The 23992-nt window shown below is 70.7% G+C and carries 13 protein-coding genes and 1 pseudogene; 5 read left to right on the forward strand and 9 right to left on the reverse strand.

Going from position 1 to position 23992, the window contains the following annotated elements:
- Positions 1 to 25: 25 nt before the first annotated feature.
- The 4 genes from ACH4LD_RS05440 to ACH4LD_RS05455 all read right to left on the reverse strand — a co-directional run bounded on the left by ACH4LD_RS05440 (position 26) and on the right by ACH4LD_RS05455 (position 9149).
- Positions 26 to 3301 (reverse strand): amino acid adenylation domain-containing protein, encoded by a 3276-nt coding sequence (locus ACH4LD_RS05440; protein WP_398054426.1) that lies wholly within the window; start codon positions 3299 to 3301, stop codon positions 26 to 28.
- Between the two features lie 13 nt (positions 3302 to 3314).
- Positions 3315 to 5891: a Pls/PosA family non-ribosomal peptide synthetase gene (locus ACH4LD_RS05445; protein ID WP_398054425.1), complete on the reverse strand. Its 2577-nt coding sequence runs from the start codon at positions 5889 to 5891 to the stop codon at positions 3315 to 3317.
- Between the two features lie 462 nt (positions 5892 to 6353).
- On the reverse strand, positions 6354 to 7280 hold the full coding sequence (locus ACH4LD_RS05450; protein ID WP_398054424.1) for an LLM class flavin-dependent oxidoreductase: 927 nt from the start codon (positions 7278 to 7280) through the stop codon (positions 6354 to 6356).
- A gap of 165 nt (positions 7281 to 7445) precedes the next feature.
- Positions 7446 to 9149 (reverse strand): TIGR04141 family sporadically distributed protein, encoded by a 1704-nt coding sequence (locus ACH4LD_RS05455; protein WP_398054423.1) that lies wholly within the window; start codon positions 9147 to 9149, stop codon positions 7446 to 7448.
- A 158-nt stretch (positions 9150 to 9307) separates the two neighbouring features.
- Between ACH4LD_RS05455 and ACH4LD_RS05460 the strand changes: the two genes are divergently transcribed.
- Positions 9308 to 10963, forward strand: a complete 1656-nt coding sequence (locus ACH4LD_RS05460; protein WP_398054422.1) for a class I SAM-dependent DNA methyltransferase — start codon at positions 9308 to 9310, stop codon at positions 10961 to 10963.
- A gap of 19 nt (positions 10964 to 10982) precedes the next feature.
- Here the strand turns inward: ACH4LD_RS05460 and ACH4LD_RS05465 are convergent, their stop codons facing one another.
- From ACH4LD_RS05465 to ACH4LD_RS05475, 3 genes are read right to left on the reverse strand one after another with little or no spacing between them, the layout of a single operon-like run.
- Positions 10983 to 13118 carry a UvrD-helicase domain-containing protein gene (locus tag ACH4LD_RS05465; RefSeq protein ID WP_398054421.1) on the reverse strand — a complete coding sequence of 712 codons (2136 nt, stop codon included), beginning with the start codon at positions 13116 to 13118 and terminating at the stop codon, positions 10983 to 10985.
- A 37-nt stretch (positions 13119 to 13155) separates the two neighbouring features.
- Positions 13156 to 14409 carry an McrC family protein gene (locus ACH4LD_RS05470; RefSeq protein ID WP_398054420.1) on the reverse strand — a complete coding sequence of 418 codons (1254 nt, stop codon included), beginning with the start codon at positions 14407 to 14409 and terminating at the stop codon, positions 13156 to 13158.
- Positions 14406 to 16223 carry an AAA family ATPase gene (locus ACH4LD_RS05475; RefSeq protein WP_398054419.1) on the reverse strand — a complete coding sequence of 606 codons (1818 nt, stop codon included), beginning with the start codon at positions 16221 to 16223 and terminating at the stop codon, positions 14406 to 14408. Before ACH4LD_RS05475 ends, ACH4LD_RS05470 begins: the two co-directional genes overlap by 4 nt.
- Before the next feature lie 185 nt (positions 16224 to 16408).
- On the opposite strand from ACH4LD_RS05475, the gene ACH4LD_RS05480 reads away from it, so the two are divergent.
- Positions 16409 to 17716: a hypothetical protein gene (locus ACH4LD_RS05480; RefSeq protein WP_398054418.1), complete on the forward strand. Its 1308-nt coding sequence runs from the start codon at positions 16409 to 16411 to the stop codon at positions 17714 to 17716.
- Between the two features lie 87 nt (positions 17717 to 17803).
- Complete coding sequence (locus ACH4LD_RS05485; protein ID WP_398054417.1) at positions 17804 to 20377, forward strand: hypothetical protein; 2574 nt, start codon at positions 17804 to 17806, stop codon at positions 20375 to 20377.
- A gap of 49 nt (positions 20378 to 20426) precedes the next feature.
- Here ACH4LD_RS05485 and ACH4LD_RS05490 read toward each other — a convergent pair whose 3' ends face one another.
- Positions 20427 to 20876: an ATP-binding protein gene (locus ACH4LD_RS05490; RefSeq protein WP_398054416.1), complete on the reverse strand. Its 450-nt coding sequence runs from the start codon at positions 20874 to 20876 to the stop codon at positions 20427 to 20429.
- A 350-nt stretch (positions 20877 to 21226) separates the two neighbouring features.
- Here ACH4LD_RS05490 and ACH4LD_RS05495 point away from each other — a divergent pair.
- Positions 21227 to 22094: pseudogene (locus ACH4LD_RS05495) on the forward strand (Scr1 family TA system antitoxin-like transcriptional regulator).
- On the forward strand, positions 22091 to 22276 hold the full coding sequence (locus ACH4LD_RS05500) for a DUF397 domain-containing protein (RefSeq protein WP_398054415.1): 186 nt from the start codon (positions 22091 to 22093) through the stop codon (positions 22274 to 22276). Before ACH4LD_RS05495 ends, ACH4LD_RS05500 begins: the two are co-directional and overlap by 4 nt.
- 29 nt (positions 22277 to 22305) lie before the next feature.
- On the opposite strand, the gene ACH4LD_RS05505 is transcribed toward ACH4LD_RS05500, so the two are convergent.
- Positions 22306 to 23952, reverse strand: coding sequence for a hypothetical protein (locus ACH4LD_RS05505; RefSeq protein WP_398054414.1), 1647 nt, complete (start codon positions 23950 to 23952; stop codon positions 22306 to 22308).
- Between the last annotated feature and the right edge of the window lie 40 nt (positions 23953 to 23992).

A 23992-nucleotide genomic window follows, 5' to 3' on the forward strand; every position in this document is an offset into this window, starting at 1 on the left:
GGTCGCCCGTCGCATGGCGTACGGGTCAGGTGGAGGCCAGGGGGACGGCCGCGCTCAGAACGGCGTGCGCGGCCTCGGCCGGGCGGGTGCGGAGGAAGTAGTGACCCCCGTCCGCCAGTTCGTGCCAATCCACGTGCTCGGCCAGGAGCAGCCAGTCGCGGTGGTGGTCGGCGTGGCCGGCGGTGTGCGGGTCGTCGGCGGCGACCACCACCGAGACCGGCGCGGCCAGCTTCACCGGCGGCGGGGCGTGCAGGACCGCCTGGAAGTAGCGGTGGGCGGACACGCAGTCGTGCCGGTAGGCGGCACCGATGTGCTCGGCGTGCCGCGCGTTCAGTTCGGCGAGCTCGGTGTAGCCGCTGTCCGCGGTCAGCCGCGCCGCGATCTCCGCGTCGCTCAGGCCCGTCAGCTCGGCGACGGCGGCACCGCGGTCCTCGGCCGTGCCGAGCAGCTGCGCCCCGAGGAACACCCGCGTGACCCGCACACCGCGCTCCTGGAGCGTCCTGGCCGTCTCCACGGCCGGTGCGGCGCCCGACGAGTGCCCCCACAGCATGACCCTGGTCAGGCCGCGCGCCGTGATCTCGTCGGCGACCTGTGCCGCGACGTCCGCGATCGACGCGAACGGCTCCCGGTGCGCCGCCAGGTCGTGGCCCGGCAGGTCCACCGCGAGGACCGCGAGACCACTGCCCGCCAGCGCGGCCGCCATCGGCCGGTAGTTGACCGCGTTGCCGCCCGCGTAGGGGAAGCAGACCAGCGCGCACTCCGCGGCGCCGTCCGGGTCCGACAGGGGCTGGAGCAGCTCCGGGCGCTGCCGGGCGGCGCCGTCGAGGAGCGCGGCCAGATCGGCGAGCACGGGGTGCCGGGTGATGTCCCGCAGGGAGACCGCGCGGTCGAGCGCGATGCTGAGCTTGACGGCCGACAGCGAGGTGCCGCCCGAGTCGAAGAAGTGGTCCGTCCGGCCGATCCGGTGCTCGGGCACCCCCAGCAGTTCGGCCCAGGCCGCCGCCAGCCGCCGCTCGGTCGGGCTGAACGCGTCCCGGTCCGCGCCGGCCGCCGCGTCGGGTCCGGTGCCCGTCCGCGCGGCCTCCGCGGTCAGGGCCTTGCGGTCGATCTTGCCGTTGGCGGTCAGCGGCAGGCTCTCCCGCCAGTGGAATGCCGCCGGGACCATGTAGGCGGGCAGCGCCGCCGCGAGCGCCTCGCGCAGCACGTCCGGCTCGTGACGCCGGCCGGAGTGGAAGGCGATCAGCTGGGTGTTCCCGCCGCCCCGCTCGACGACGACCACCGCACCGTCCCGCACCCCGTCCACCCGCAGCAGGGTGTTCTCGATCTCGCCGATCTCGATCCGGAAGCCGCGGATCTTGACCTGGCTGTCCCGGCGGCCGAGGAACTCCAGCTTGCCGCCGGGGTGCCAGCGCCCCCAGTCGCCGCCCAGGTACAGCCGCTCCCCGGGCCGGTACGGGTCCGTCCGGTAGGCCTCCCGGGTCCGCTCGGGATCGTTGACGTACCCCCGGCCCACACAGACCCCGGAGAACGCGATCAGCCCGGGAGCGCCCAGGGGCACCAGCGCGAGCTGCTCGTCCACGACGTACACGCGCACGTTGTTGACCGCGCGTCCCAGCAGCACGCGGTCGGGTACGCCGTCCAGGACCTCGTGGTTGGTGTCGTCCGAGGTCTCCGTCAGCCCGTAGGCGTTGAGCAGCCTGATGCCCGGCTGGAGCGCGAACCAGCGCTGCACCAGCTCCCGCTTCAGCGCCTCACCGGTCACCGACACCCACCGCAGGTCCGGCAGCTCGCGCGGGCGCTGCTCCAGGTACGAGACCACGACCTCCAGGTAGGAGGGCACGAGCTGGGTCACGGCGACCCGGCCCCGCACCAGCGTGTCGACGAACCGCTCCACGTCCACGACCACGTCCTGGCCGATGAGCAGGGTCCGCCCGCCGACCAGCAGCGCGGACACGAGCTGCCACAGGGAGATGTCGAAGCACTGCGGGGCGGTCTGCGCCACCACGGACCCCTCGCCGATCCCCAGGTCGTCGATCTTGGCGAACAGGTGGTTGAGCAGACCCGCGTGCTCGCACATCGCGCCCTTCGGCTCGCCGGTGGAACCGGAGGTGAAGAAGATGTAGGCGAGCTGACCGGGATCGACCCGCACCCCGAGGTCGTCGTCGGCGTGCGGTTCCGCGTACGCCGTCTCGACCAGCAGCTTCTCTGCGTCCGGTACGGTGGCCAGCGCCTGGTCGAGGGTCCCGGTGCTGCCGGACTCGGTGAGGACCAGCCGGCACCCCGCCCGCGACAGCGTCGCCGCGATACGGCCGGCCGGGAAGTGCGGCTCGATCGGCAGGTACGCCCCGCCCGCCTTGAACACCGCCAGCGTCGCCGCCAGCCAGTCCAGGTTCCGTTCGGTGACGACGGCGACCACGTCCTCCCGGCCCACCCCGCGGGCCAGCAGCGCCCGCGCCAGCCGGTTGGCCCGTGCGTTCAGCTCCCCGTACGTCCACTCCCGCTCGCCGTGCACCGCGGCCACCGCCCGCGGATGCGCCCGCACCCGCTGCTCGAACAGTTCGTGCGCGCGTGCGTCCGGCAGCGCCCGGTGCGGCCCCGCCAGCCCTTCCAGCTGCTCCCGCACCTCCACGGCCGACAGCAGGCTCTGCTGCGTGTGGTCGGCGTCCGGATCGGCCGCCAGCAGCCGCAGCGCCTTCAGGTGGTAGCCGCCGACACGGTCCGCGCTCTCGGCGTCCAGCACGTCCGTGCGGTACCGCAGGCGCAGCACCAGCCGGCCGCCCCGGTCGCACCAGCGCACATGCAGGACACCGTCGTCGGCGTGCTCGTCCTCGGCCTCCATGGGGCCGAACACGGCCTCGTACGACGGCTCGGTCACCCCCAGCTCCCGCCGCAGTTCCGGCACCGGGAACTCCCGGTGCGCCAGCACCTCCGCCTCGGCGCGCTCGGCGGCCGACACCAGGGCCCGCCAGGACCCCGGGGGCACGGTCAGCCGGCACGGCAGCGGCTCGCCGCGCACTCCGGCGGCGTACCCCGTGACCACCTCGCGCTCGCCGGACAGCGCGGCCAGCACCTTGGCGTGCGCCGCCAGCAGCAGTGCGCTCAGCGGCAGTCCCGACCGCCGGACCAGCGCGCGCACCGAGGTCACCACGTCGTCCGGGACCGGCGTCTCCTGCTCCGACGCTCCTGGCACCGGCTCCCGGACCCATCGCGGCACGGCGGTGCTGCCGCCCGCGGTCAGCACACGGCTCCAGAACTCCCGGTCGGCTTCCACCGCTTCCACCGCTTCCACGCGCGTTCCCATCGAATGGCCTTCCTCACCTCGTGACGGACGCGGGGGCGTCGGTCGCTTGCAGGGCCCGGGGCGCGGCGCCGGGCCGGTGGCCGGCCGCGGGCATGTCCACGGCCGGGTTGCCGCCCCACTGAGCGTTCGGGGGGACTTCCTCGCCCTTCATGAGGAAGGAATCGGGTGCCAGCACCGAGCCGTCGCCCATGGTCACGCCGTAGTGCACATGGGCGCCGACGCCCAGCGTGCAGCCGGCGCCCAGCGTGCTGCGGTCGGACTTGAACGTGCCGTCCTCCTGGGAGTGGCACTGGATCTTGCTCCCGGCGTTGAGGGTGCAGTCGTCGCCGATGGTGGCCAGGGTGCGTTCGGTGATGTAGCAGCCGTCGTCGAACACCCGGCGGCCGATGCGCACTCCCAGGAGCCGCCAGACCAGGGCCTTGAAAGGAGTCCCGTTGAAGATGTTGAGATAATGGCTCGGCATTTTCCACACGCGCTCGTGCCACCAGAAAATCGGGTGGTAGATGGAACACAGTTGGGGGGTGAGCGGGCGGAACCTCGTCAGGCAGCGCTCCACGAGGATGTAATAGCCGGTGGAGAACGCGAGCGTCATGGCCAGATACAGGGCGATCACCACGTGACCGGCCACGCCGTACAGGTCCACGGAGGCGAGTCCGAACAGGGTGAGCGCGAAGACGAGGAACCAGCGCATGCACAGCATCAGGGCCATCGAGCGCAGGTTGTAGCGGTTCTTCGAACTGAGGTGGCGGTGCAGTTCGTCGCCTTCCCGCAGATGGTCGAACCGGGCGTCCCGGTCCACCGAGCGGGGAATCTCGAAACACGGCGAACCGAGCAGTCCCACACCTTCCCGTACCTCGCCGTCGAGGGGAATCATCACCTTGGTGGCGAGCAGGCAGTTCTCACCCGTCCTGCCGCCCACGGGATATGCGATGTTGTTTCCCAGGAAATTACGCGGACCGATCTCCACCCGGGACACGCGGAAGGACGTACTGGAATAGTCGGCGTTGATGACGGAGAGTCCGTCGGCCACCATCGTTCCGCTTCCGACCGTGACCATGAAAGGCGTCTCGTGCTGCATCTCGGTGCCGAAATTAGAACCGGTCTGCTCCACCCGTGACAGGTCGTAACCGAGCCCGCGCAGATAATGCACGATGTACGAGCTGTCACCGAAGAGCCAGGCGAAGAACTTGATGTTCGTCATGCGCGCCGCCGTCCGGTGCAGCGTGTAGTGGAATCCGTACAGCGGATACACCCGGTCCGGTTTCACGAACAGACCCAGCAGGCGGGGAACGGTGTACAGGACGACGACACCCAGGACGAGGAAGCCGGAGAACAGGGCCAGCGAGACGACGAGCGCGTCCGGGATCAGTTCCGGCCGGGTCAGCACCGCCGTCTGCGGATCGAGTCGCTTGCCGATCGCCGGGACCTCGGTGAACAGCATGTAGACGCCGCCGAGGGTGAGCGGCAGGTACAGGAAGAACGTCTGGAGCAGCGTGAGGCCACCGAACCAGACCCGGCGCGCGGTGCCGCACCTGGCCGGCGGTACCCGCAGGTAGTCGACCTGGGCGGGCTCCGCCGGGGAGCCGTGCCAGCGCTCGCCGTCCGGCACCGCCTGGCCGCTGTGCAGCGCGGAGGAATGGCCCAGTTGGGCGCCGTCGCCCAGCGAGGTGCCGATGTCCAGGACGGTCTTCTCGCCGACGTACACGTCCCGGCCCAGCGTGACCCGGCCGGTCTGGATCCGGCCCGCGTGGGCCCGGTAGCAGAGGAGGAACGCGTCCTTGCGGATCACCGTCCCGGCGCCGACCGTCAGCAGGTCGGTGCAGACCGGGACGGTGCGGGAGAGGATCGTGACCCCCTTGCCGATCCGCGCGCCCAGCGCCCGCAGGTACAGCACGTACAGCGGGGTCCCGACGAAGAACACCATCGGATTCGCGTGCAGCAGGACCTTCACGAACCAGAAGCGCAGATAAGCCGGCCCCCAGATCGGGAAATCACCGGGTTTCCAGCGGCCGACGAGCAGCCATTTCGCGATGACCGGAAATATGCACAGGGTGAGGAAACCGATGCCGCCGAACAGCACCGACCGCACATAGATGCCGACGAATCCGGAACCGGCGGCGATCCACTCGTACCCCCGGGCGGTGACGAATCCCCAGACGAGGGAATACACCAGGAAGATGAGCAGCTGGGCCGTCCCGCACAGCAGATGGTGGGCGGGACGGGCGCGCGTCACCGGAGCGGGGGGCCGCGCGGGTTCCGGTGAGGGCACCGCCGTATCGGCGGGCGCGGCCTGTACGAGGGCCGCCGTCAGACTCCGAATGGTGGGGTGCCGGTAGATGTCCCGCATGGACGGCGAGGGAAGGTCCGGGTTTTTCCTCAGCCGCGCGCAGAACTGGGCCATCACCAGGGAATTCGCGCCGAGGTCGGTGAAGAAGTTACTTTCGGCCGGAACGTCGTCGCAGCCGGTGACCTCGGCCAGTGTTTCCGCTAGTTTCCGCTCGGTCCGCACCCTGTCGGCCCCGATGTCGCTCAGGGTGACGGCGCCTTCGTCGGGCCGGGATATGGGGACCTCGGAGGACTGCTCCACCATTACATCTCCTGAGGACGTATGGATCGCCAATGGCCGGCCGGACGGTTCCTGATCAGGAACCATCGGTTTCAGTCTGGCGAGGTGGACAGCAGCCTGCCACTTCGCATCGGTCCATTCGTTCCGCCCGGAAGACGCCGACGGCTCTTTATTCCTTGGTTTCCGCGCACAGCGGCCCCCACCACGCCTCACCCGAACGGCGGCGCCCCCGAATCGCCTACGCATCCTCAAGGGCGCGGCAGGGGAATGCCCTGAGGCCCGGTGACCCGCGCACACCCGGGTCCTGCCAGACATCGGGCCGGGGTCTCGTTCAAGGGGCACACGAACGACACGAAGCGGACTCGCCCGTCAGCGACGCGTGGTGACCGGAGCCACCGGAATCCGGTGGCGATGGCCGCCCGGCCCTTCACACGGTCCGTCCGGGGCCCGGCCTGCCGAGCGGACCGGGCACCGGACGAAGGGGCGTCAGTGCTCGGGGAGCTCCGCCCGCACCGGCTTGATGATCTCCTCCGTCAGCCACTGGGCCACGCCCTGCGGATAGCCGCGCGGCAGGCTCAGGACGATGTGGTCGAGGCCGGCGTGGACGAGCTCCAGCACGGTCCGGCGGGACGCCGCGATGTCGTCGTAGGAGATGACGACCTGCACCGACCTGCTGATCTCGGACGGATCCCGGCCGATGGCCGCACAGTGCTCGTCGAGCACCCGGGCGCGGTCGGTGATGAGGTCCAGCTGATTGTGCGGCGGACCGGGGATGTTCCAGATGTCGGCGTGCTCCGCCACCAGCCGCAGCGTCCGGTCGCCCCAGCCGCCGATGAGCAGGGGCGGGCCCGAGGGCTGGACGGGCTTGGGCTCGTTGCGGTTGCCCTTCAGCGTGTAGTAGCGGCCCTCGAAGTCGAACTCCTTCTCGGTCCACATGCGCTTGAGGATGGTGATCGTCTCCTCCAGGCGCGCGATGCCCTCGGCGGGCGGTACGAGGGTGAGTCCGTACGCCTCGTACTCGGCGATCGCCGGGTTGTCACCGGCCATGCCGCCGGCGCCCGCGGGCTGGTGCGTACCGCCCGCCCCGAGGCCCATGACCAGCCGGCCCCGGGACACCACGTCGACCGTGGTCGCGATCTTCCCGAGGACGGCCGGCCGGCGGATGCGGTTGCTGGTGACCAGGAGCCCCAGCCGGAGGCGCCGGGTCTGCGCGGCCAGCGCGGCCAGGAGCGTCCAGCCCTCGTAGATCTTCCCGTCCTTCGGCCCCGCCAGCGGCAACAGGTGGTCCCACAGCCAGGCGTGTTCGATCTCGGGTATCTCGTCGGCCTCCAGCCACACCCGGAGGATGTCGTCGTAATCGACGTGCATGGGTGTGGTCTTCAGACCGAAGGTCACTCGTCCGGGCTCACTCATGTGAACGTGCGTCCTTGTGTGAGGGAAGCAGTGCGGTGATCGCCGTGCGGTTGAAGACCACAACTACCGCACGCCCCGGTGTCCCGGCCGATCACTTCCGGCCAGGGTTGGATCCCGTCGGTCACGTGCTGCGGCACGCCCGTCCGCTGCCGGGTGCCGGCCGGCTCAGCCGGGGACCGCTGCACCGGTGCCCACGTCAGGCAGCGGAAGGGCGACCGCGTCGGTGCCGCGTTCCGGGATGCCGATGACCTCGACGGTCACCCCTCGTGCTGCCAGCGCCTTCGCGGTCTGTGCGACGGTGATCTGGGAGAAGCCGAAGACGGAGTCCGGCGTCAGGCTCCCGCGGTTCTTGAGAAGCATCGCGAGGACGATCCGCTGGGGCGTGTAGTCATCCGGAAGGAGGCGTGCGCCGCCGCTCAGCCGGGCCACCTTCGCGGTGAAGTCCGCACGGACTCGGGCGGACTCCTGGAGCAGTTCCACCGCGACCCTTGCCTGGCTGAACAAGTGACTCAGCGGACCGGAGCCGCCTGCCCGCTTGACGAGGATCAGGGTGCCGTCGGGCATGAGCAGATCACAGATCTCGACCTGGTCCCTGGGCCGGAGGGGGTTGGCGACGTTCTTGGTGTCGAGGCAGAGCCAGCCGGGCCGGTCATCGGCCACCCTGTTGTTGTAGTCGTGCTCCGACTCACCGGGCACCCAGGCGGGAAGGGTGACGGAGGGAGAGGGGGAGAACAGAGCGCTCACGGTCACCCGGCACTCTTCGGTGTAAGCCGCCCCGGCCTCGTACCACTCGCCGTCCATCAGGAAGAACCGCCTGGAGCCGAGCGAGACGCCCGTCTCCAGCCAGGTCAGCGCGCTGGTGACGGCGAGCGTGTCGGCGGCCCCCGCCCGGCGGTCCCTGGCCAGGGTCACGGTGCCCTCGCGCAGCGCCTTGAGGCGTCGGCCGGGCGGTGCGAGCCGGGCGCGGGTGAGAACGTATCCGAGGTCGAACTCATCGGACCGCAGGGCACCCGTGCTGTTGATCTGCGTCTGGTACGTGGTGGCCTCCGCGTACGCCTCGTGGTGTTCGGAGGGGACGGAGACGGAGATCAGCCCGTCCGCGGGCCGGCCGAGACGGTCGTCCAGAGCCTGGTCCAGGGTGTCGACGGTCTTCGTGTCGCTGACCGGCACGATGTGGTCGACGAACTCCAGCTCCTGGTGCGGAATGTCCTCGCGGCAGATCCTTGCGATGGCCCGCAGGTCGGAGACCAGCGCCGCGGGCTCGACTCCGAGCGCGATCCTCAGCCCGCATCCGCCCTGGGCGCTGACCGCCTTTCCCCGCGTGTACCGCGACCGGGTGAGCGGCAGGTCGTCGAGGTCTCCGCCCAGGCTCCGCACGATGCGCGAGTGGTCACGAATCCCCAGCAGCGGGACGGACGCGCCCCGCGGGACCAGGGAGATGTCGGTGCGGGCCTGTCCGAGGGATCTCGATACGGCGCCACGGATCATGTTCGGGTCCATCTGCCGGATGGCGAAGGAGAGGCCGAAGCGCTTGTCCTTGAGGTGATCAGGGATCAGTCGGTACCCCTGGTCACAGCCTATGGCGTACACCGTCCCGTCGACGGCGAGCAGAAGCAGGGCAGCGGTGCGGCGGACGCTCTCACTGACGGTTATGCCGGTGGTGCGCGACATGGGTGCGCACCAAGGGGCCTCGGTGCGCTCCATCGCGCAGGTGACGTACACGGCCGGGACCCCCAGCACCTCGGGCACATGCAGCTCGGCACCGAGCTCGTCGAGAAGCTCGATGTCCAGAGCACCCAGCATGGCCTCCGTGACGGGGGAGACGCCGGACAGTCGGTAAACGGTGCGTACCGCGGTGTTCGATGCCACAGGGAAAGGCCTCCACAGACAGCTGCGGCTGCGGTGCGCAGTGCGACGCACCGATTCGGGAGGGAATCAAGTACACGACTGATGATGGACGCGGTCTGTGTACGTTGTCAACAGGACACTCTCTGGAAACGGTGTAACCGCCCGTGTACGCTGGGGCTATGACGGACACTGCCGCTTCATCGGTCGGACCACTGGTCACCGGCGCCGAGATCGCTCGGTTGGCCGGAGTCACCCGGGCTGCTGTCTCCAACTGGCGCCGGCGTTACGACGATTTCCCCCTGCCGGCGGGGGGTGCCGCCAACAGTCCGCTCTACGCGCTCGCGGAGGTCCAGGAGTGGCTGGACAAGCAACGCAAGGGCCAGGAGGTCTCCCCAGAGGTCGAGTTGTGGCAGGCCATGCGGGCTGTGTACGGGGAGCAGATGATCGTGGGCCTGGCGCAGGTGGCCGCGGTGCTGACCGGAGAAGCCGGAACCGGAGTGCCGGACGACATCGCCACCCGCGTACAGGGACTCGTCCGCACCGAATCCCCCGCCGACCTCGTGAACGGCCTGACCGAACGATTCATGGACTCCGCTCGGCGCGCCGGCTCCGACCAGGTGACGCCTGAGCGGGTGGTGCGCGCCGTGCGCCACTTCGCTCCCGAACTGGCGTCCGACGCCACCGTCTTCGATCCCGCTTGCGGAATCGGGGTGCTGCTCCTGTCCGTCGCCGCCGGAGGCGGGATGCGGTGCCGCGGGCAGGAGATGGACGCCGACAGCGCCCGCTTCGCACAGCTCCGCGCAGACCTCCTGGGCCGATCAGGCGTGCGCATAGTGGCAGGTGACTCACTGCGCGCGGACGAATGGCCGGACCTCAAAGCTGATCTGGTCGTCTGCGATCCTCCGGCCGGCGTGACCGAGTGGGGGCGGGAGGAACTGCTGCTGGACTCCCGCTGGGACCTCGGCACCCCGTCCAAGGCCGAAGGCGAGCTCGCATGGCTCCAGCATGCCTACGCGCACACCGTGCCCGGCGGCCACGTCCTCATGGTCATGCCGGCCTCGGTCGCCTACCGCAAAGCAGGTCGCCGCATCCGGGCGGAGCTCGTACGCCGCGGCATCCTGCGCCAAGTCATCGCCTTGCCACCGGGCACGGCGACCTCGCACGCCCTGCCTGTCCATCTGTGGTGTCTTCAGCGTCCCCGGAGCACGGCGGGCGCGGACACGAACCACACCGTGCGCATGATCGACCTGACGGACAACAGCCCCGACGCCGACCTGGAACCACGCCCCGACCAAGTTGCCGACGTCCCGCTGATCGAACTCCTCGACGACACGGTCGATCTGACACCCGGAAGCCACCTCCTGCACCGGCACCGCGACTACCCCGGTGAGTACGCCGCCCTGCGCGAGGAGCTGGAGAACCAGATCCGTCGCCTCGCCGCCCTCCTGCCGGAGCTCGCCGCGGGTGGCGGGCCGGGTTCGCTGGACGCCGCCACCACCAGCGTCGCCGATCTCGCCCGAGCCGGGCTCGTGGCCTACGACGGTCAGGAGCCGGTCTCGGCCAGCGAGCAGCTCGACACCGCCTATCTGCAAGGTTTCCTGCGCAGCTCCGTCAACGCCCGCAGGTCGACGAGCGCGAGCGGGACCTACCGCTTCGACGGCAGGGGCGCGCGCATCCCCCGTATGGGCATCGACGATCAGCGCCGGTACGGCTCCGCCTTCCGTGCCCTGTCCGCGTTCGAGGAGGGGATGCGCAAGGTCGACGAGCTGAGCCGGCAGCTCGCCGAGGTCGCCCGTGACGGTCTCGCCACGGGCGCCCTGGCACCGGAGGAATGAGGGCCGGGCGGGCGGCCGGTCAGGCGGCGTGCGGCAGGAACGGGCTCGCCGTCCCGCTCCACGTCACGCTCAGAGCCTCGCGAGCACGCGTGCAGGCGACGAAGAGCAGACAGCGCTCCCGGAGCAGGTCGGCCTCGTGCTGGAGCGGGTCCGCCTCACGCGGGGTGATCTCCCGGGCGAACGGGACGGTTCCCTCGGCGGCACCGAGCACCGACACCGCGCGGAACTCCAGCCCCTTCATCGCGTGCATCGTTGCCAGCCGCACCCCCTCGGTCCCCTGGGCGGCCTGACCCCTGACCCGTAGCACCGGGACCCCGGCGGCGGTCAGCTTCTCCTCCGCCGCGTCCAGGGAGAGGTTGAAGCGTGCGCACACGCCGATCTCATGCGGGGCGAGGCCCTCGTCCAGCAGCGCACGGACCCGCTCCACCAGCCCCTCGATCTCTTCCCTCTGGGTGCGGTACCCCTGCACCTGGGGCCGGCGACCGTGGAGGACGGAGCGGTACCCGGACAGCGAGTCCGTCCCCTCGCCTTCGAGCGCGTCGACGGTCACGGGTGCGAGGAGGCGGGTGGACCAGGCGAGGATCTCCTCGGTGGAGCGGTAGTTGACGCGCAGCCGGAAGCTGCGGCCACTCGTGGTGACCCCCAGCGAGCCGAGGGAGACCCGGGAGTCGTAGATCCGCTGATGTGGGTCGCCGGTGACGAACAGGTCGTCGGGTCCGGGGGAGACGGCGGCGCGCAGCACCCGCCACTGCCCCGGGTGCAGATCCTGTGCCTCGTCGACGACGACATGGGCGTACGGGGCCGGCCGGCCGGCGAGGAGTTCCGCCGCCCGGGCGCAGATGCGCAGGTGCGTGGTCTCACGGCGGTCCCGCAGCAGCTGCTCGAACCGCTCCACGCCCCTCCACACTTCGCGGCGGCGCGCGGGACCGAGACCGGTGCCGCGGCCACGGCGGCTCGCGCCGAGGTAGGCGTCGAGATCACGGAGGTTCTGGCCGAGAACGACGTGCCGGTACTCCTGGGCCAGGAACTGGGCGGTGAACGGCAGATGGAGCTGCTTGACCGCCTTCTCCCACAGCTGCCGCTGTTCCCGGTCCCCGATCGGTTTCGGCGTGACAGCCGAGTCGGCGCGCACGATGCCGTTCGCGAAGGCGTCGACCGTTGTCACGTCCACCCGTGCCAGCAGCTTCTCGTCCTCGTCGAGGAGCAGACCGAGCATGTCGCGCAGTCCGGCGGCGAGCGCGTTCGTGTAGGTGGTGAGCAGGATGCGACCGTCCTCGGAGCGGCCGAGCAGGTGCTTGACCCGGTGCAGGGCGGCCACCGTCTTGCCCGTGCCGGGTCCGCCGGTGACCTGGACGGGACCGCCGTACGAGGCGCGGTAGGCGACCCGGCGCTGGGACGGGTGCAGGAAGACCCTCCAGGCGGCGAAGGGCTTCTCCAGGATCTCCTCCAGCTCCTGCGGTCCGGTGACCAGCCGGATGCGCGCGGGCGTGTTGCCGATCACCGTGGCCAGGTCCTCGACCGGTTCGGCGGGCGCGTCGGCGGGGCGGCGGACGGCCACGACGTCCCGGTAGACCTCCTCCGGGCTGAATCCCTCGGCGAGGTACTGGAGCACTTCCAGCTGGTCCTCCGGCAGGAGCGTGGAGAACGCCTCCAGCTGGGCCTTGTCCACCATGGAACGCGCGGCGCGCAGGACCTGGTCGTCGATACCGAGCTCGCGCAGCGTGCCGTCGGAGACATCGGCGAACAGCAGCCGGGGAGCGGTGCGTGCGGCGGTCTCGTACAGCGGCGTCAGCTCGTCCAGGGCGACGGCGTTGCGCACCTCCAGGGCCCGCGTGGCGGAGTTCGCGCTGTACAGGCGCTTCGCCGCCCAGGTGTAGGCGTCGTCATGCGGCAGGACGTTGACCAGCAGGAACGTGTCGCTGCCGTCGTCGGGGGCGAGGACGACACCGCGCCAGAAGTCGGTGATGCGGATGGTGCGCATCCGTCGGTCACGGGCGTTCTCCACGGACTCCAGGTGCAGCCCCTTGTCCGCGTTGAGTTCGGCGGCGCTCATGGCCTGGAACTTCGCCATGGCCTTGCGCACTCCGGCTCTGACCGGCTTCTCCAGGGTGTCGTAGCCGTCCCAGAAGCTCTGGGCGAAGGCGAGCCGGGGCATGAGGTCCCCTTCCTTTCTGTCAGGCGATGTCCCATGATCACGGATGCGCGGAGTCACCGGCCAGCCGCCCGGCGATCTGTCGGAGGGCGGTGAGGAGTTGTCCCGGGTCGCGGGAGAGATCGAGGCTGTGCTGGTAGAGCCGCACTCCCCGCCCGTCCGGTCCCGCCGCCGTTCCCCGGACTTCGTGGAAGCGCTCGGGCTGCCGCCCGGCCGCGTACACCAGGTGTGCCTCGCGCAGACCGAGCACGGTGGCGTAGGTGAGGGCCTGGTAGAGGTCGGCGTTGAGGAGCCCGTCGGCCTTCTCCACCTTGTACTTGGCGTCGACGACGGCGAGCGGGGTGCGGCCGTCGCCGGTGCGGACGACGAGGTCGGGACGCAACCGTACGAGGCCCGCGGTGTCGAGGTGATGGGAGTCCTGGAGGCGCGCGGTCAGGCCGTGCTCCCGAAGGGCCTCACGCAGCGCGACCGTGACGAAGTCCTCGAACAGCTTGTTCATGTCGAGGAGGAAGCCGTCCACGGCGAGCGCGTCGGCCCCGGCCGGCCGGTGTTCCGGCGAGGTGTCGCGGAGCACGGCCTCGGCGAGCCGAAGCGCGGCCTGGTAACGGGAGTTGAGACGTGACGGCTGCCAACGGGGCAGTTCCTGCCCCCGTACCAACGGCTGGGCGTCGGCCAGACGGACGCGCTGATGAGCGAGACGGCGCCGGACGGCCCCGGGGACGTCCGGCAGCCGCAGCAGCCGCTCGGTGGCGGCGCGCAGGATGCGGTTCTCGGCGGTGTCGGCGGTGTACGCGTCGTGGACGATCTCCACGGGCGGCGTACGGCCGAAGTGCCGTCGGCTCTGCTCGGCCTCACGCAGTCTGCCGCGCATCACGAGCGCGGACTCCTCCACCTCCCGGTAGCCCTGGAGGACCCCCTGCCGCAGCGCCCGGTCGATCTGCCGCTCCACGGCGTGCGCGAGCGCCGGGACGACGTCGTCGTACGCGCCGGTCTCGACCGTGCCCTCCGCGCCGTCACGCCAGGCGCGGGCCGGGTCGAGGCTGAACCCGAGGAGGAAGAACAGCCGGCTCACCGGGGTCTTGGGCGTGATCCGTACGACCGGCCCGCCGGGTACGCGTACGGCGCCGACCCGGCTGCCCGCACGCAGCAGCCAGTGCCCGCTCCGGCCGGGGTCGGGGGTCGCACTGTGCAGGATGCCGGAGGCGGCCAGCGCCCGCCCGGCCTCCGCACTCAGCGGCACGGAGGTGGCCGGTCCGTACTCGCGCAGCCACACCTCGGGCCCGGACACCGTCACGGGAGCTGCTCGCGCAAGGAGCCGAGGCCGTAGCGGGCCTCGATGTCGAGGCCCTCGCCGTAGTGGTGTTCCTCCAGCAGCGGCAGGATCTTCGTGCGCCAGACCCGGTCGAGGCCGCCGTCGCGGTACACGCCCGGTTTCATCAGGTACGACGGCCCGATGGCGAAGTCGGCGTCGCCGATACGGGTGTTGAGGACGTCGAGGAGGCGGGCGGGCTCCAGGTCCCGGCCCTCGCGCCGTAGCCAGCGGGCGAGGAGGCCGGCGGTCGGCTCGGTGCGCGGGGACAGCTCCACGAAGGCGAAACGGCGGCGCATCGCCGCGTCCACCAGGGCGATCGACCGGTCGGCGGTGTTCATCGTGCCGATCACGAAGAGGTTGGCCGGCAATGCGAAGTCGTCCCCGGAGTAGGTGAGACGGACCGTCTTCTTCCGGTACTCCAGCAGGAAGTACAGCTCGCCGAAGACCTTCGCCAGATTCGCGCGGTTGATCTCGTCGATGATCAGGAAGTGCGGGATGTGCCGGTTGCCCTCACGCAGGGCGAGATCGGCGAGTTCCCGGAGCGGCCCCGCCGTCAGCCGGAAGGCCACCTCCCTCGTCTCGGGGTCCTCCACGGGCCGGAAGCCCTCGAAGAAGTCCTCGTAGGCGTACGAGGGATGGAACTGCACGATCTTGACCTGCTCCGGCCCGCCACCGAAGTACTCGGCCAGCTTCATCGCCAGATAGGTCTTGCCCGTGCCCGGTGGGCCGTACAGAACGATCTGCCGCTCGTCGAGGAGGAGTTCGCGCACCTCCTCCAGCCAGCCACGGTCATGGACGAGGAGATCCGCGGCGAGTGCCTCGGTGATGTGCGGCAGCGACAGCTCCCGCTGCGTCGGCCGTTCCACGGCGAGGTCCTCACCGGCTGCCGCCGTGGTCGTGCGGTCCTGCTGTGCGGTGAGCTCGTCGAGCGCTTCCAGCACACCGGTCAGGTCGACGACGTCGTGCTGGACGGACAGCTTCTGCTGCACTTCCTCCGACAGTTCCTCGTACGCGTGGCTTCGCGGCAGCCAGTCGACGGTCCTTCGCAGATTGGACAACCCGCCCGGCGACGAAGTCTGCACGGCTTCCCCCGTGATCCGCCCGATGCTCAGCCATCCGTCACCGATGGTGGCGACGGTGTCGCCGACGCGCATCTGCGTCAGGAAGGCGTGCAGTTCGTCGACGAGACCGCGTTTCTGGTTGTACGAGGCCGCACCCTCGTACCCCTCCTCCACGAAGCGGCGCAGCGTGCTCTTGGTCGGATCGGTCTCCTCCAGAGGCGGCAGGTGCGCGGCCGAGAGGGAGACGAAGCCCTCCTTCAGCCACAGCCGACGCACCAGATTGTGCCCGGAGACGTTGGAGCCGCGCACCAGCCAGGCCTTGCGCGGGGGGCGCCAGCCGGTGGACAGGTAGTCGGCGAGCGGATGGCCCTCCGCGGTGCGCCAGGACTCGGGGCCGGAAGTGTCGTAGCCGTACACGAGGGCGGCGGCGGCCGAGGAGGAGTTGCACTCGATGTCCCGGGCCGTCACCCAGCGCGGCGGTGCCTGCGGCAGACCGGGAGCGTGGGGAGCGTCGATGAGGGCCCCGCTCGCACGCAGGTCCGCGCGGTTGCGGCGGGCGTGGTCGCCGAGCCCGGGCCATGCCTCGGCAGCCACCATGGAGCCCTTCCGCAGGAGGAACTTGTGGGTGCCGTTGCCGCCGAACTCGGCGAGCAGGTGCCCGCGCGCCTCACCGCCGTCCTTGGGCAGCTTGATGCGGAACTCGGGAGTACCGGGGAGGAGTTCGGGCTGCGACACGGGTGACCTTCCGGGAGTGCGAGGCCTGCGCCAGTGCTGCCTCACCTTACCTGTTGACGCCGTCAAATGACTCCAGACATAAGAGTAAACGAGCCTAGTGAATCCGTTGACGGTGTAAACGTACTGACCCTACAGTGCTGTCGGGCGTCCAGCCGTAGGCTGTCCCGGGGAGACAAGGGGAGACGATGATCGACTACCGCAAGGCGACCGTTCCGGTGTGGACGCTGGCGACCGGAGACGTCCGGGTGCCCGACGTGACCGGAGACGGGCCGATGACGGCCGAGCGTGTGGCCGAACTGCGCGGCGTGCTGGCCGCCCTGGCCGACGAGCCGATCGCCACGCTGGAGGCACACCCGCTGCCCGACGGGCTCGACCGCAGCCGAGGCATTTCCCTCGATGCCGCGAGTCCCTTGGCCCAGCACTTGTCGCAGCTCATCACGCAGTCCGCGCGCAGCTCCTCCACGGCGGCCAGGGCGACGGCCGCCGGCGAAGGCCTGTACCGCATGGTGGTGCCGGCGAAGGTGGCCGCCCAGTTGGGGCAGGGCGTCGCGCGCCCGATGGCGTCGAAGGCGGTGTCCGGTGGCATCCGCGGTGCCTTCGTGAACTCGACGGGCAGCATCGTCGGCCAGCCGACGTTCGTGCGAGTCGACGCGGCGGCGGCGGGCGCTGCCGGTGGAGCCGGTGCGACGGCCGGCGCCGCGGCTGTCGGCGGAACCGCGCTCACCGTGGCCGCGCCGCTCGTGCTCATGGCCGTGGCGGTGGGCGTGAGCGCGCACGCCGACCACAAGCGTCAACAGGCCATCGAGCACATCACGGAGCTGCTGGAGCAACTCCAGGAACAGGAGCTGGAGAAGGAGTACAGCGCACTCGACGGCTGCCGTGACGCCATCGCCAAAGCCACCGCCGTTCTGCTCGACCAGGGCAAGCTCGGTGCCTCTCTGGGACTGGACTCGGCCGTGCACGCCATCAACACGGCGCTGGGCTCCGCCGACCGCCGCCTCGCCAAGTGGCAGCACGCGCTCGACAAGCTGCCCGACGGCAAGGCCGTGGAGATCGGCACACTGACCAAGTCCTTCCCCGGCCTCGACGAGGACGGCGGCACGTTCCGCGCCCACCTGGAACTCGCCACCCTGGCCGTCGCGCTGAAGAGACGGGTCAACGTCCTCCAGGCCGTCGAGCACGCCCAGGGCGACCCCGGCAACCTGTTCGAGAACTTCGTCCGCGCACTCAAGGTCGACCAGCAGCGCCTCGACGCGCTGGAGTCGGGTGTCGCCGGTGTCCTGCGACGCCTGTCGGCGCTGGAGCTGGCACGACCGAACGGTCTGCGCCCCGTCTTCACGACCGGTGAGGTCGACCGCCTGATGAGCGCGGCCCACCGCATTCACCGGCTGGGCGACGGCGCCGTGGCCGACAGCAGCGCGACGGACGTGGCGATCGAGATGGCCCGCGACAAGGACGGCTCGGTGGTGGTGTTCCCCGCGCTGCCCGCGTAGGCGCGGGGCGCTTGCCTCTCTGTCAGATTCCTTTGCATCCCTTGCCCCTCCATGGGGCGTCTCACGTGTCCGTCGGAGGTTCCCGAGTTGAGGCAGATCGACACCCGTCTCATCCAGACCGCGGTCATCGGAGGCCGTGACTCGGACCAGCCGGTGATCCTCCCGGAACAGCCCCACAACCTCGACGAGTTCCTCCGCCAGTTCGGAAGGGACGACTTCTGGTGCGGCACGCTTCTCGGCGGCTGTGGCGAACCGCTGCGTCCGAAGCGGTATGTGACGAGGGTCTGTCACTTCGCCCACGAAGCCGACCCCGGCCGTGGGGAATGCCATCGGACCACCCACAGCGCGGACGGCGCCGACCACTTGTTCGTCAAGGCCCACGTCACCCGCTGGCTGGCGGCGCAGGGGCACGCTGCCCAGGGTGAACTGCGCACCTTCGGGCACTGCCACGGCGACGCCGTGGACTTCTGGCTGCGTCGTACCAAGACGCACCTCCGGTTCGAACTCCACCCGGAGGACTACCTCAGCTGGCGCAAGGCGGCGGACAGCCTGGGCGCGAAGGAAGGCCGTATCGAGTGGGTCTTCGGCCGGGACGACGCGCTCGCACGCGACATGGTGGCGCGTCGGGGGTACGCGCTGCTCGTGCGGTGCGAGACCGAGGACAACGACCGTCGCGTGTGCATCGGCACCCTGACCGACGGGAAGAAGACGGCGTGGGCTCCCCTGGAGCGCTGCCGGATGACCGAGAGCGGCCTCGTCACCCCCGCCATCGAGGAGCTGCGTGCCGAGGGAACGGTCCGCGACGACGGCATCGGCTGCGAGCCGTTTCCCAGCAGCGTCGCCCTTCCCCGCGGACAGGTCGTGTTCGCGGTGGACACGGAAGCGGCCACCCCGCCCCCATCTTCCCTGGACGTGCCCGGCAGACGCCTGATTCCCGGCTTCGTCAAGCCGGCGGGAAGCCGCATCGTACGGGCCCACCTGTCCCTGCCCGACACCGTGCCGGCGCCCACGGACCAGTACGTCTACCACCTCGCCGGCTCGGTCCGGCTGCTGATCACGGATGTCGTCGAGGGAAACGGCTCCTCCTGGGCGGTCCGGGCCGACGCCCTGGTACCGCTCAACGGCCTGGAGGCGGAACGCACCGGTCTGTGGCGTCCCAGCGTCGCGCTCGACGAGAAGTACGTTCCGGCACCCCGCGCCTCCGGCACTCGCGAGCGAACCCCGCTCACCGAAGCCGCGCCCGGTGGGCCCGGGGCGCCGGAGAACGCACCCGGGAAACCGGCCGCCGAGCTGAGGAAGGTGCTGGAGGAGGTCGCGGCGAGGGGCGCCACGATCACGTGGAGCGAGCTGGCCGGACAGCTCGGCAGGTGGGTCTACGACCTGCCGAACCCCAAGCGCCAGGACCTGCTGGTCGAGGTGGACAAGCCGCGGGTGCCCGGCCGTCCGCTGCTGAGCGTCCTGATCGTCACCCACCTGGGCAGACCCCTTCCGTACCTGGGTCAGGTGCTGAGACGGCTCGGGGCCGCCGGACCGGCCTCGGAGTCGGCCCTCCAGCAGTGGGCGGCGGCCGAGGTCAGAAGGACACACGCGGCGTACGGGAGCCGTCCGGCACACGTGTCGGCCGCCCCGCCGCCCGCCGTGCAGCAGCCCACCGCGAAGCAGCCGGCCGTGAGGGAACAGGCGCCCTCCGAGAGCGACCTGGGCCAGGCGTACCGCAGACGCGCGGAGACGAGGGAGAAGCTGGAGGAGGCGGCGAGGACCCGGGAGCGGACGAAGGGGACGCGCGCACAGCGCCTGTCGGCGGCGATCCGGCAAGGGGAGGAACACCTCCGAAGGTACGAAGAGGTCCGTCCCAGCAGGCGGGCCCTGCGCGAGTGGCTGCGGGAGGGTGACCGTGTCCTGGACCTCCTCGACCGTCTGATCGGCCGTCCGATCACGGTCAATCCGACCGGAATGGAGCACCGGACCGCGGTTTCCGGACCGAAACCGGCCAAGGCCCTCGAACCGAAGCCGGTCACGAAAACGGATCCGCACCTCAGGAAGATCCGACGCCTGCTCGGCGAGCTGATTGCGACCCACAGGAACCGGCCCACCCAGGACCTGCTGCGGCTCCTCGACGAGATCGGGACGTACCGCGGTCAGCTCGCCCAACCGCTGCCGGCCCCGGAGACCAAGCTTGTCGAGCGCTGGCGGAACACGCTGGAGGACCGGCTGGCCGCCGAGCGGTCCGCCCGGCCGGCGACCGCTCCGCCGAAGACACCGGCGGGGGCGGGCGGCATCGCCGAGCCGCCGCGGGACGACCGCCTGCCGGCCGAGCGGATCGACAAGCTGGCCCTCACCGTCCGCGGCGTCCTGGAGGAACTGGCCCGCGCCGACGGCGCCCCCCTGAAATGGAACGACCTCCGCCTCAGGACAGGCGGGCAGTTCCCGTCCCTGCACCCCGACGACAAGGTCGCGTTGCTCGTCGCGGCGGACCGGAGCACCCCGGCTGACGAGCCGCTCCTGTCCACGCTGGTCGACAGCTCCGTCACCGCCCCGCACCGGCTCTACCGCCAGGTGCGTGTCCGTCTCGGCCGGGAGCCCGTCCCTGACACGGAGCTGGAGGCCCATCGGGCCATGGAGGCCCTGCGCTTGCGGCAGATCTGGCGCTACCGGCGGTGAGTGGGCGGCCCGGTCGGCGCGCGGCGGGGCGTGGGCGGAACCACGCACGTCAGGGTGCGACCGGCGCTGTGAGCACAGCCCGGACGGTCTTGCCGCCGGGCGGGTGGGGGACGCAGTCCCAGTGGTCGGCGAGCGCGGCGACGAGCATGAGGCCGCGCCCGCCGGGGCGGAGCTCGTCGGATCCGGCGGCGCCCGTCGCGATCTGCGGATAGAGCTCCCCGCGGGCGTCGGTGACCTCGACGCGCAGGTGCCCGGCCGGCGGGTCGAAGGCGAGCGTGAGCCGGAAGCAACGGCCGGGTACCAGGCCGTGGAGGACGGCGTTGGCGGCCAGCTCCGCGACGACGAGCTCGGCACGCTCCGTCAGGTCCTCCGGGGCGCCCCATGACCGCAGTGCGGTCACGGCGAGCAACCGGGCGAGACGGGCGCCGCGCCGCGTGGACGACAGCAGCTGCGTGAAGGTGCCGACCGGGACGCCGACGTGTGGTGTCGCGTGGTTCATGACGCCAGCGTGGCGGCAGGACGCGGGTGAGGGGGAGTGCCGCACCCCGTACGCAGGGTGGGAGTACGAGTCGTCGCGGTGGCGGCGCGGGGCACGTCAGCACAGCCAGGGAGAGGTACGCGGGACGGTCGAGGTCGTAGCCGTACGACATGTCGGCGCCCGGGCACAGCCTTTCGGCGGCGGGCGTCCACCGGCCGGGCCGGGTGGGGACGAGTGCGGCACCCCGTACGCTGAGTCAGCGTACGGACACGAGGAGTGGACGGTACGACTGCTGTTCCGTCACGCTGGGCGGTGAGTGCGAGGCGGCGTGAGGAGCCGCCGCGGTGCGGTTCGGCGGAAAGGGGCGGCGGATGGAGAGCGTCGGAGTCGAGGGGGAGGCGGCCGGGGGCGCCGGCGCGCGGGCCGTTCCGGCAGGGGACTGGGAACGGGAGCCCCACCCGTCGGACAGCCTCCGCACGTTCGGCGCCGTCGTCCAGGCCCTGCGCGAGCACGCGGGCCTCAGCCGGGTCGATCTGAGTGCCCGGGTCCAGTACTCCAAACACACCGTGGAGTCGGTGGAGTTGGGGCGCCGGATGCCGGACGAGGCGTTCGTGGAACGCGCGGAGCAGGCGCTGGGCAACACGGGTGCGCTGCGGAAGGCCGCCCGGCACCTGACACGGGGGGAGGCGGCGGTGGGCGCGGCTGGAGCGGGAGGCGGTGAGCCTGTGCACGTACGAGTGCCGGTTGGTGCCGGGGTTGTTGCAGTCGGAGGCGTATGCGCGGGCACTCTTCGAGAACCGGATTCCGCTGCTGACGGACGAGCAGCTGGAGGCTCAAGTCGAAGCGAGGATGGAGCGGCAGCGGATGCTGCACGAGCGTCCGACAGTTCCGTTCCACTTCATCGTCGAGGAAGCGGTCCTGCGACGGAGACTGGGCGGTGCAGAGGTATGGCGAGAGCAGTTGCGGCACGTTCTGGAGCACACGGCGCCCCGCCATGTGACGTTGCAGATCATGCCGTTGGACGCCGAGTACCACTCGTGCATGGATGGGCCTCTACGCCTGCTGGAGACCCCGGAAGGGCGTCGGCTCGCGTACTCGGAGGGCCAGGAGAGCGGGCGGCTGATCAGCGACTCGAAAGAGGTGAGAGTTCTCCAGCAGCGCTATGACACACTGCGGTCGCAGGCCCTGCACCCCAAAGATTCCCGGGCCTTGCTGGAGCGACTGCGAGGAGAGACATGAGCACGCCGGAACTCGACTGGTTCAAGTCAAGCCATAGCGGTAGCTCGGGTGACGACTGTGTGGAGGTCGCCGTCACCGAGCAGGCCGTCCACGTAAGGGACTCCAAGGACGTGACCCGCCCGGCCTTCGCTGTGGGGCGCGAAGGCTGGGGACGGTTCGTGCGGTTCGCCGCGGAAGGCTGAGCAAACGGCGTACTGCCCCCGAGGGCCCGTCAGGTGAGGGTGTTGCGCAGGTGCGGGCCCAGGTAGCCGACGTACACCTTCCCGGAGCGGGGGCAGTCGTTGTAGAAGTGCAGGCGCGGGGCGATGGTGTTTCCACCGCCGATCTTCAGGTGCGCCTGCATGAAGACCTGGCCGTCGGGGTGCACCGCCTTCGGGACCGGGAGCATTCGTTCGGCGCGCAGTTTCGCCTTGCGGGCGACCGTGTCCGACTCGCGCATGGCCACCTTGGCCGCGGGGAAGGGGAACGCGCTGGAGCCGTCTGACTTGCACCAGCTCAGGAAGTCGCCGGAGGTCGTGCCCTCGGCGGACGACCGGGCGAAGTGGTCGAGGGCCAGCAGGCCGTCCCAGGCGACGCGCAGCCAGTTGTCCACCGACTGGCTGTCGAGTGCCCGGGTGGTCTTGCGGTTCCCGGTGAACGCGATGCCGGGCAGCTCGCCGAGGCGGTCCAGCAACTCGGCGAAGGTCGTCGGGTAGGCGATGTCCGCGGTGACGGACGGCGTGTGGGCGACGGCGAACCGGCCCGCCTCCTGGAGTTGTTCCCGCAGGAAGCGTATGAGCCGCTGGGACTCCTGGACCTTGTCGTACAGCTCCTCGTTCTCGCCGCGCAGTTCGTTGCTGGCCTGATCGGCCTTCGCCAGCTCCGCGTACAGGTCGTTGATCTCGCCGACCCGGATGGCCTCGGCACGCTCGGCCTCGTCCAGCAGGGCCGTGAGCGCCGCGTTCTCGGAGCGGAGCTGAACGACGTCCGTGCCGTCCTGGGGGGTTCGGGGCCGGGTGCGCTGGCGCGGAATGGCGAGCAGGGCGGCGGGCAGCGGCTGCCGGGAGGACAGCCGCTGGGGGAGCGCGGCGAGTGTGGAGGCGGCGCGGCGCGGATCGGCCTCGATGGTACGGCGCGACATCACCGGGTGACGCTGGGCGTCGGGCTTCCATGCCGGGTCGAGCCCGGGGAGGTACGTACGGACACCGCCACCGAACACGGGGTGGTACTCCAGCGCGGCGTTGAACTTGACCTGTGCTTCCGGCGTGAGCACGTACAGCACGGCCAGTCCGTGCAGATAGCGGAAGAGGGGTTCGACGACCGAGCTGGACCAGTCGTCGGGATCCTTTCCGTACGGCACGCTGGCGATGACGACGGGCATCCGGCGGTTCTCGTCGCACAGTTCCTCGATGAGGTCGTCGACGTCCTCGGCCTCGACGAAGACCGGTCCGGCGGTGACCTCCGCGTCGGCGTCCAGTGCCTTCAGGCCGTCCAGCAGGGACCGGACGATGTTGGGTGTGTTGGCACGCCTGGGGATCTCGGTCTCGCCGGCCGGCTGGTGCTCGATGTCGAGCTGCACCCAGGTACGGCCCTCGTCCTCCTCCAGGCCGGAACGCACGATGAGCGTGGACTGCCAGGTGCCGGCGGTCGCGGAGTGCGTCTCCCGCATCCGCCAGCGGCTGTGCGCGCCCTTGCGGCCGGACTCCGAGTCACGGTCGAGGGTGGCGTGCGGGGCTATGTCGTTGCGCCCCTCGTCCAGCCCCGACGGGTCGTACCCCTTGCCGCGGATCCATTCCAGCAGGTGCCGCTCCGCGACGCCGCAGGCCTGGACGTAGTCGAGTTCGGTCGAGACCACCATGCGGTAGCCGCGTGGTTGCATACACGCTCCTCGGTGGGATGCGGGGATGTGGGAGAGCGGA

Origin of the sequence: Streptomyces sp. NPDC017676, assembly GCF_044329325.1 — a bacterium.
GTDB lineage: Bacteria > Actinomycetota > Actinomycetes > Streptomycetales > Streptomycetaceae > Streptomyces.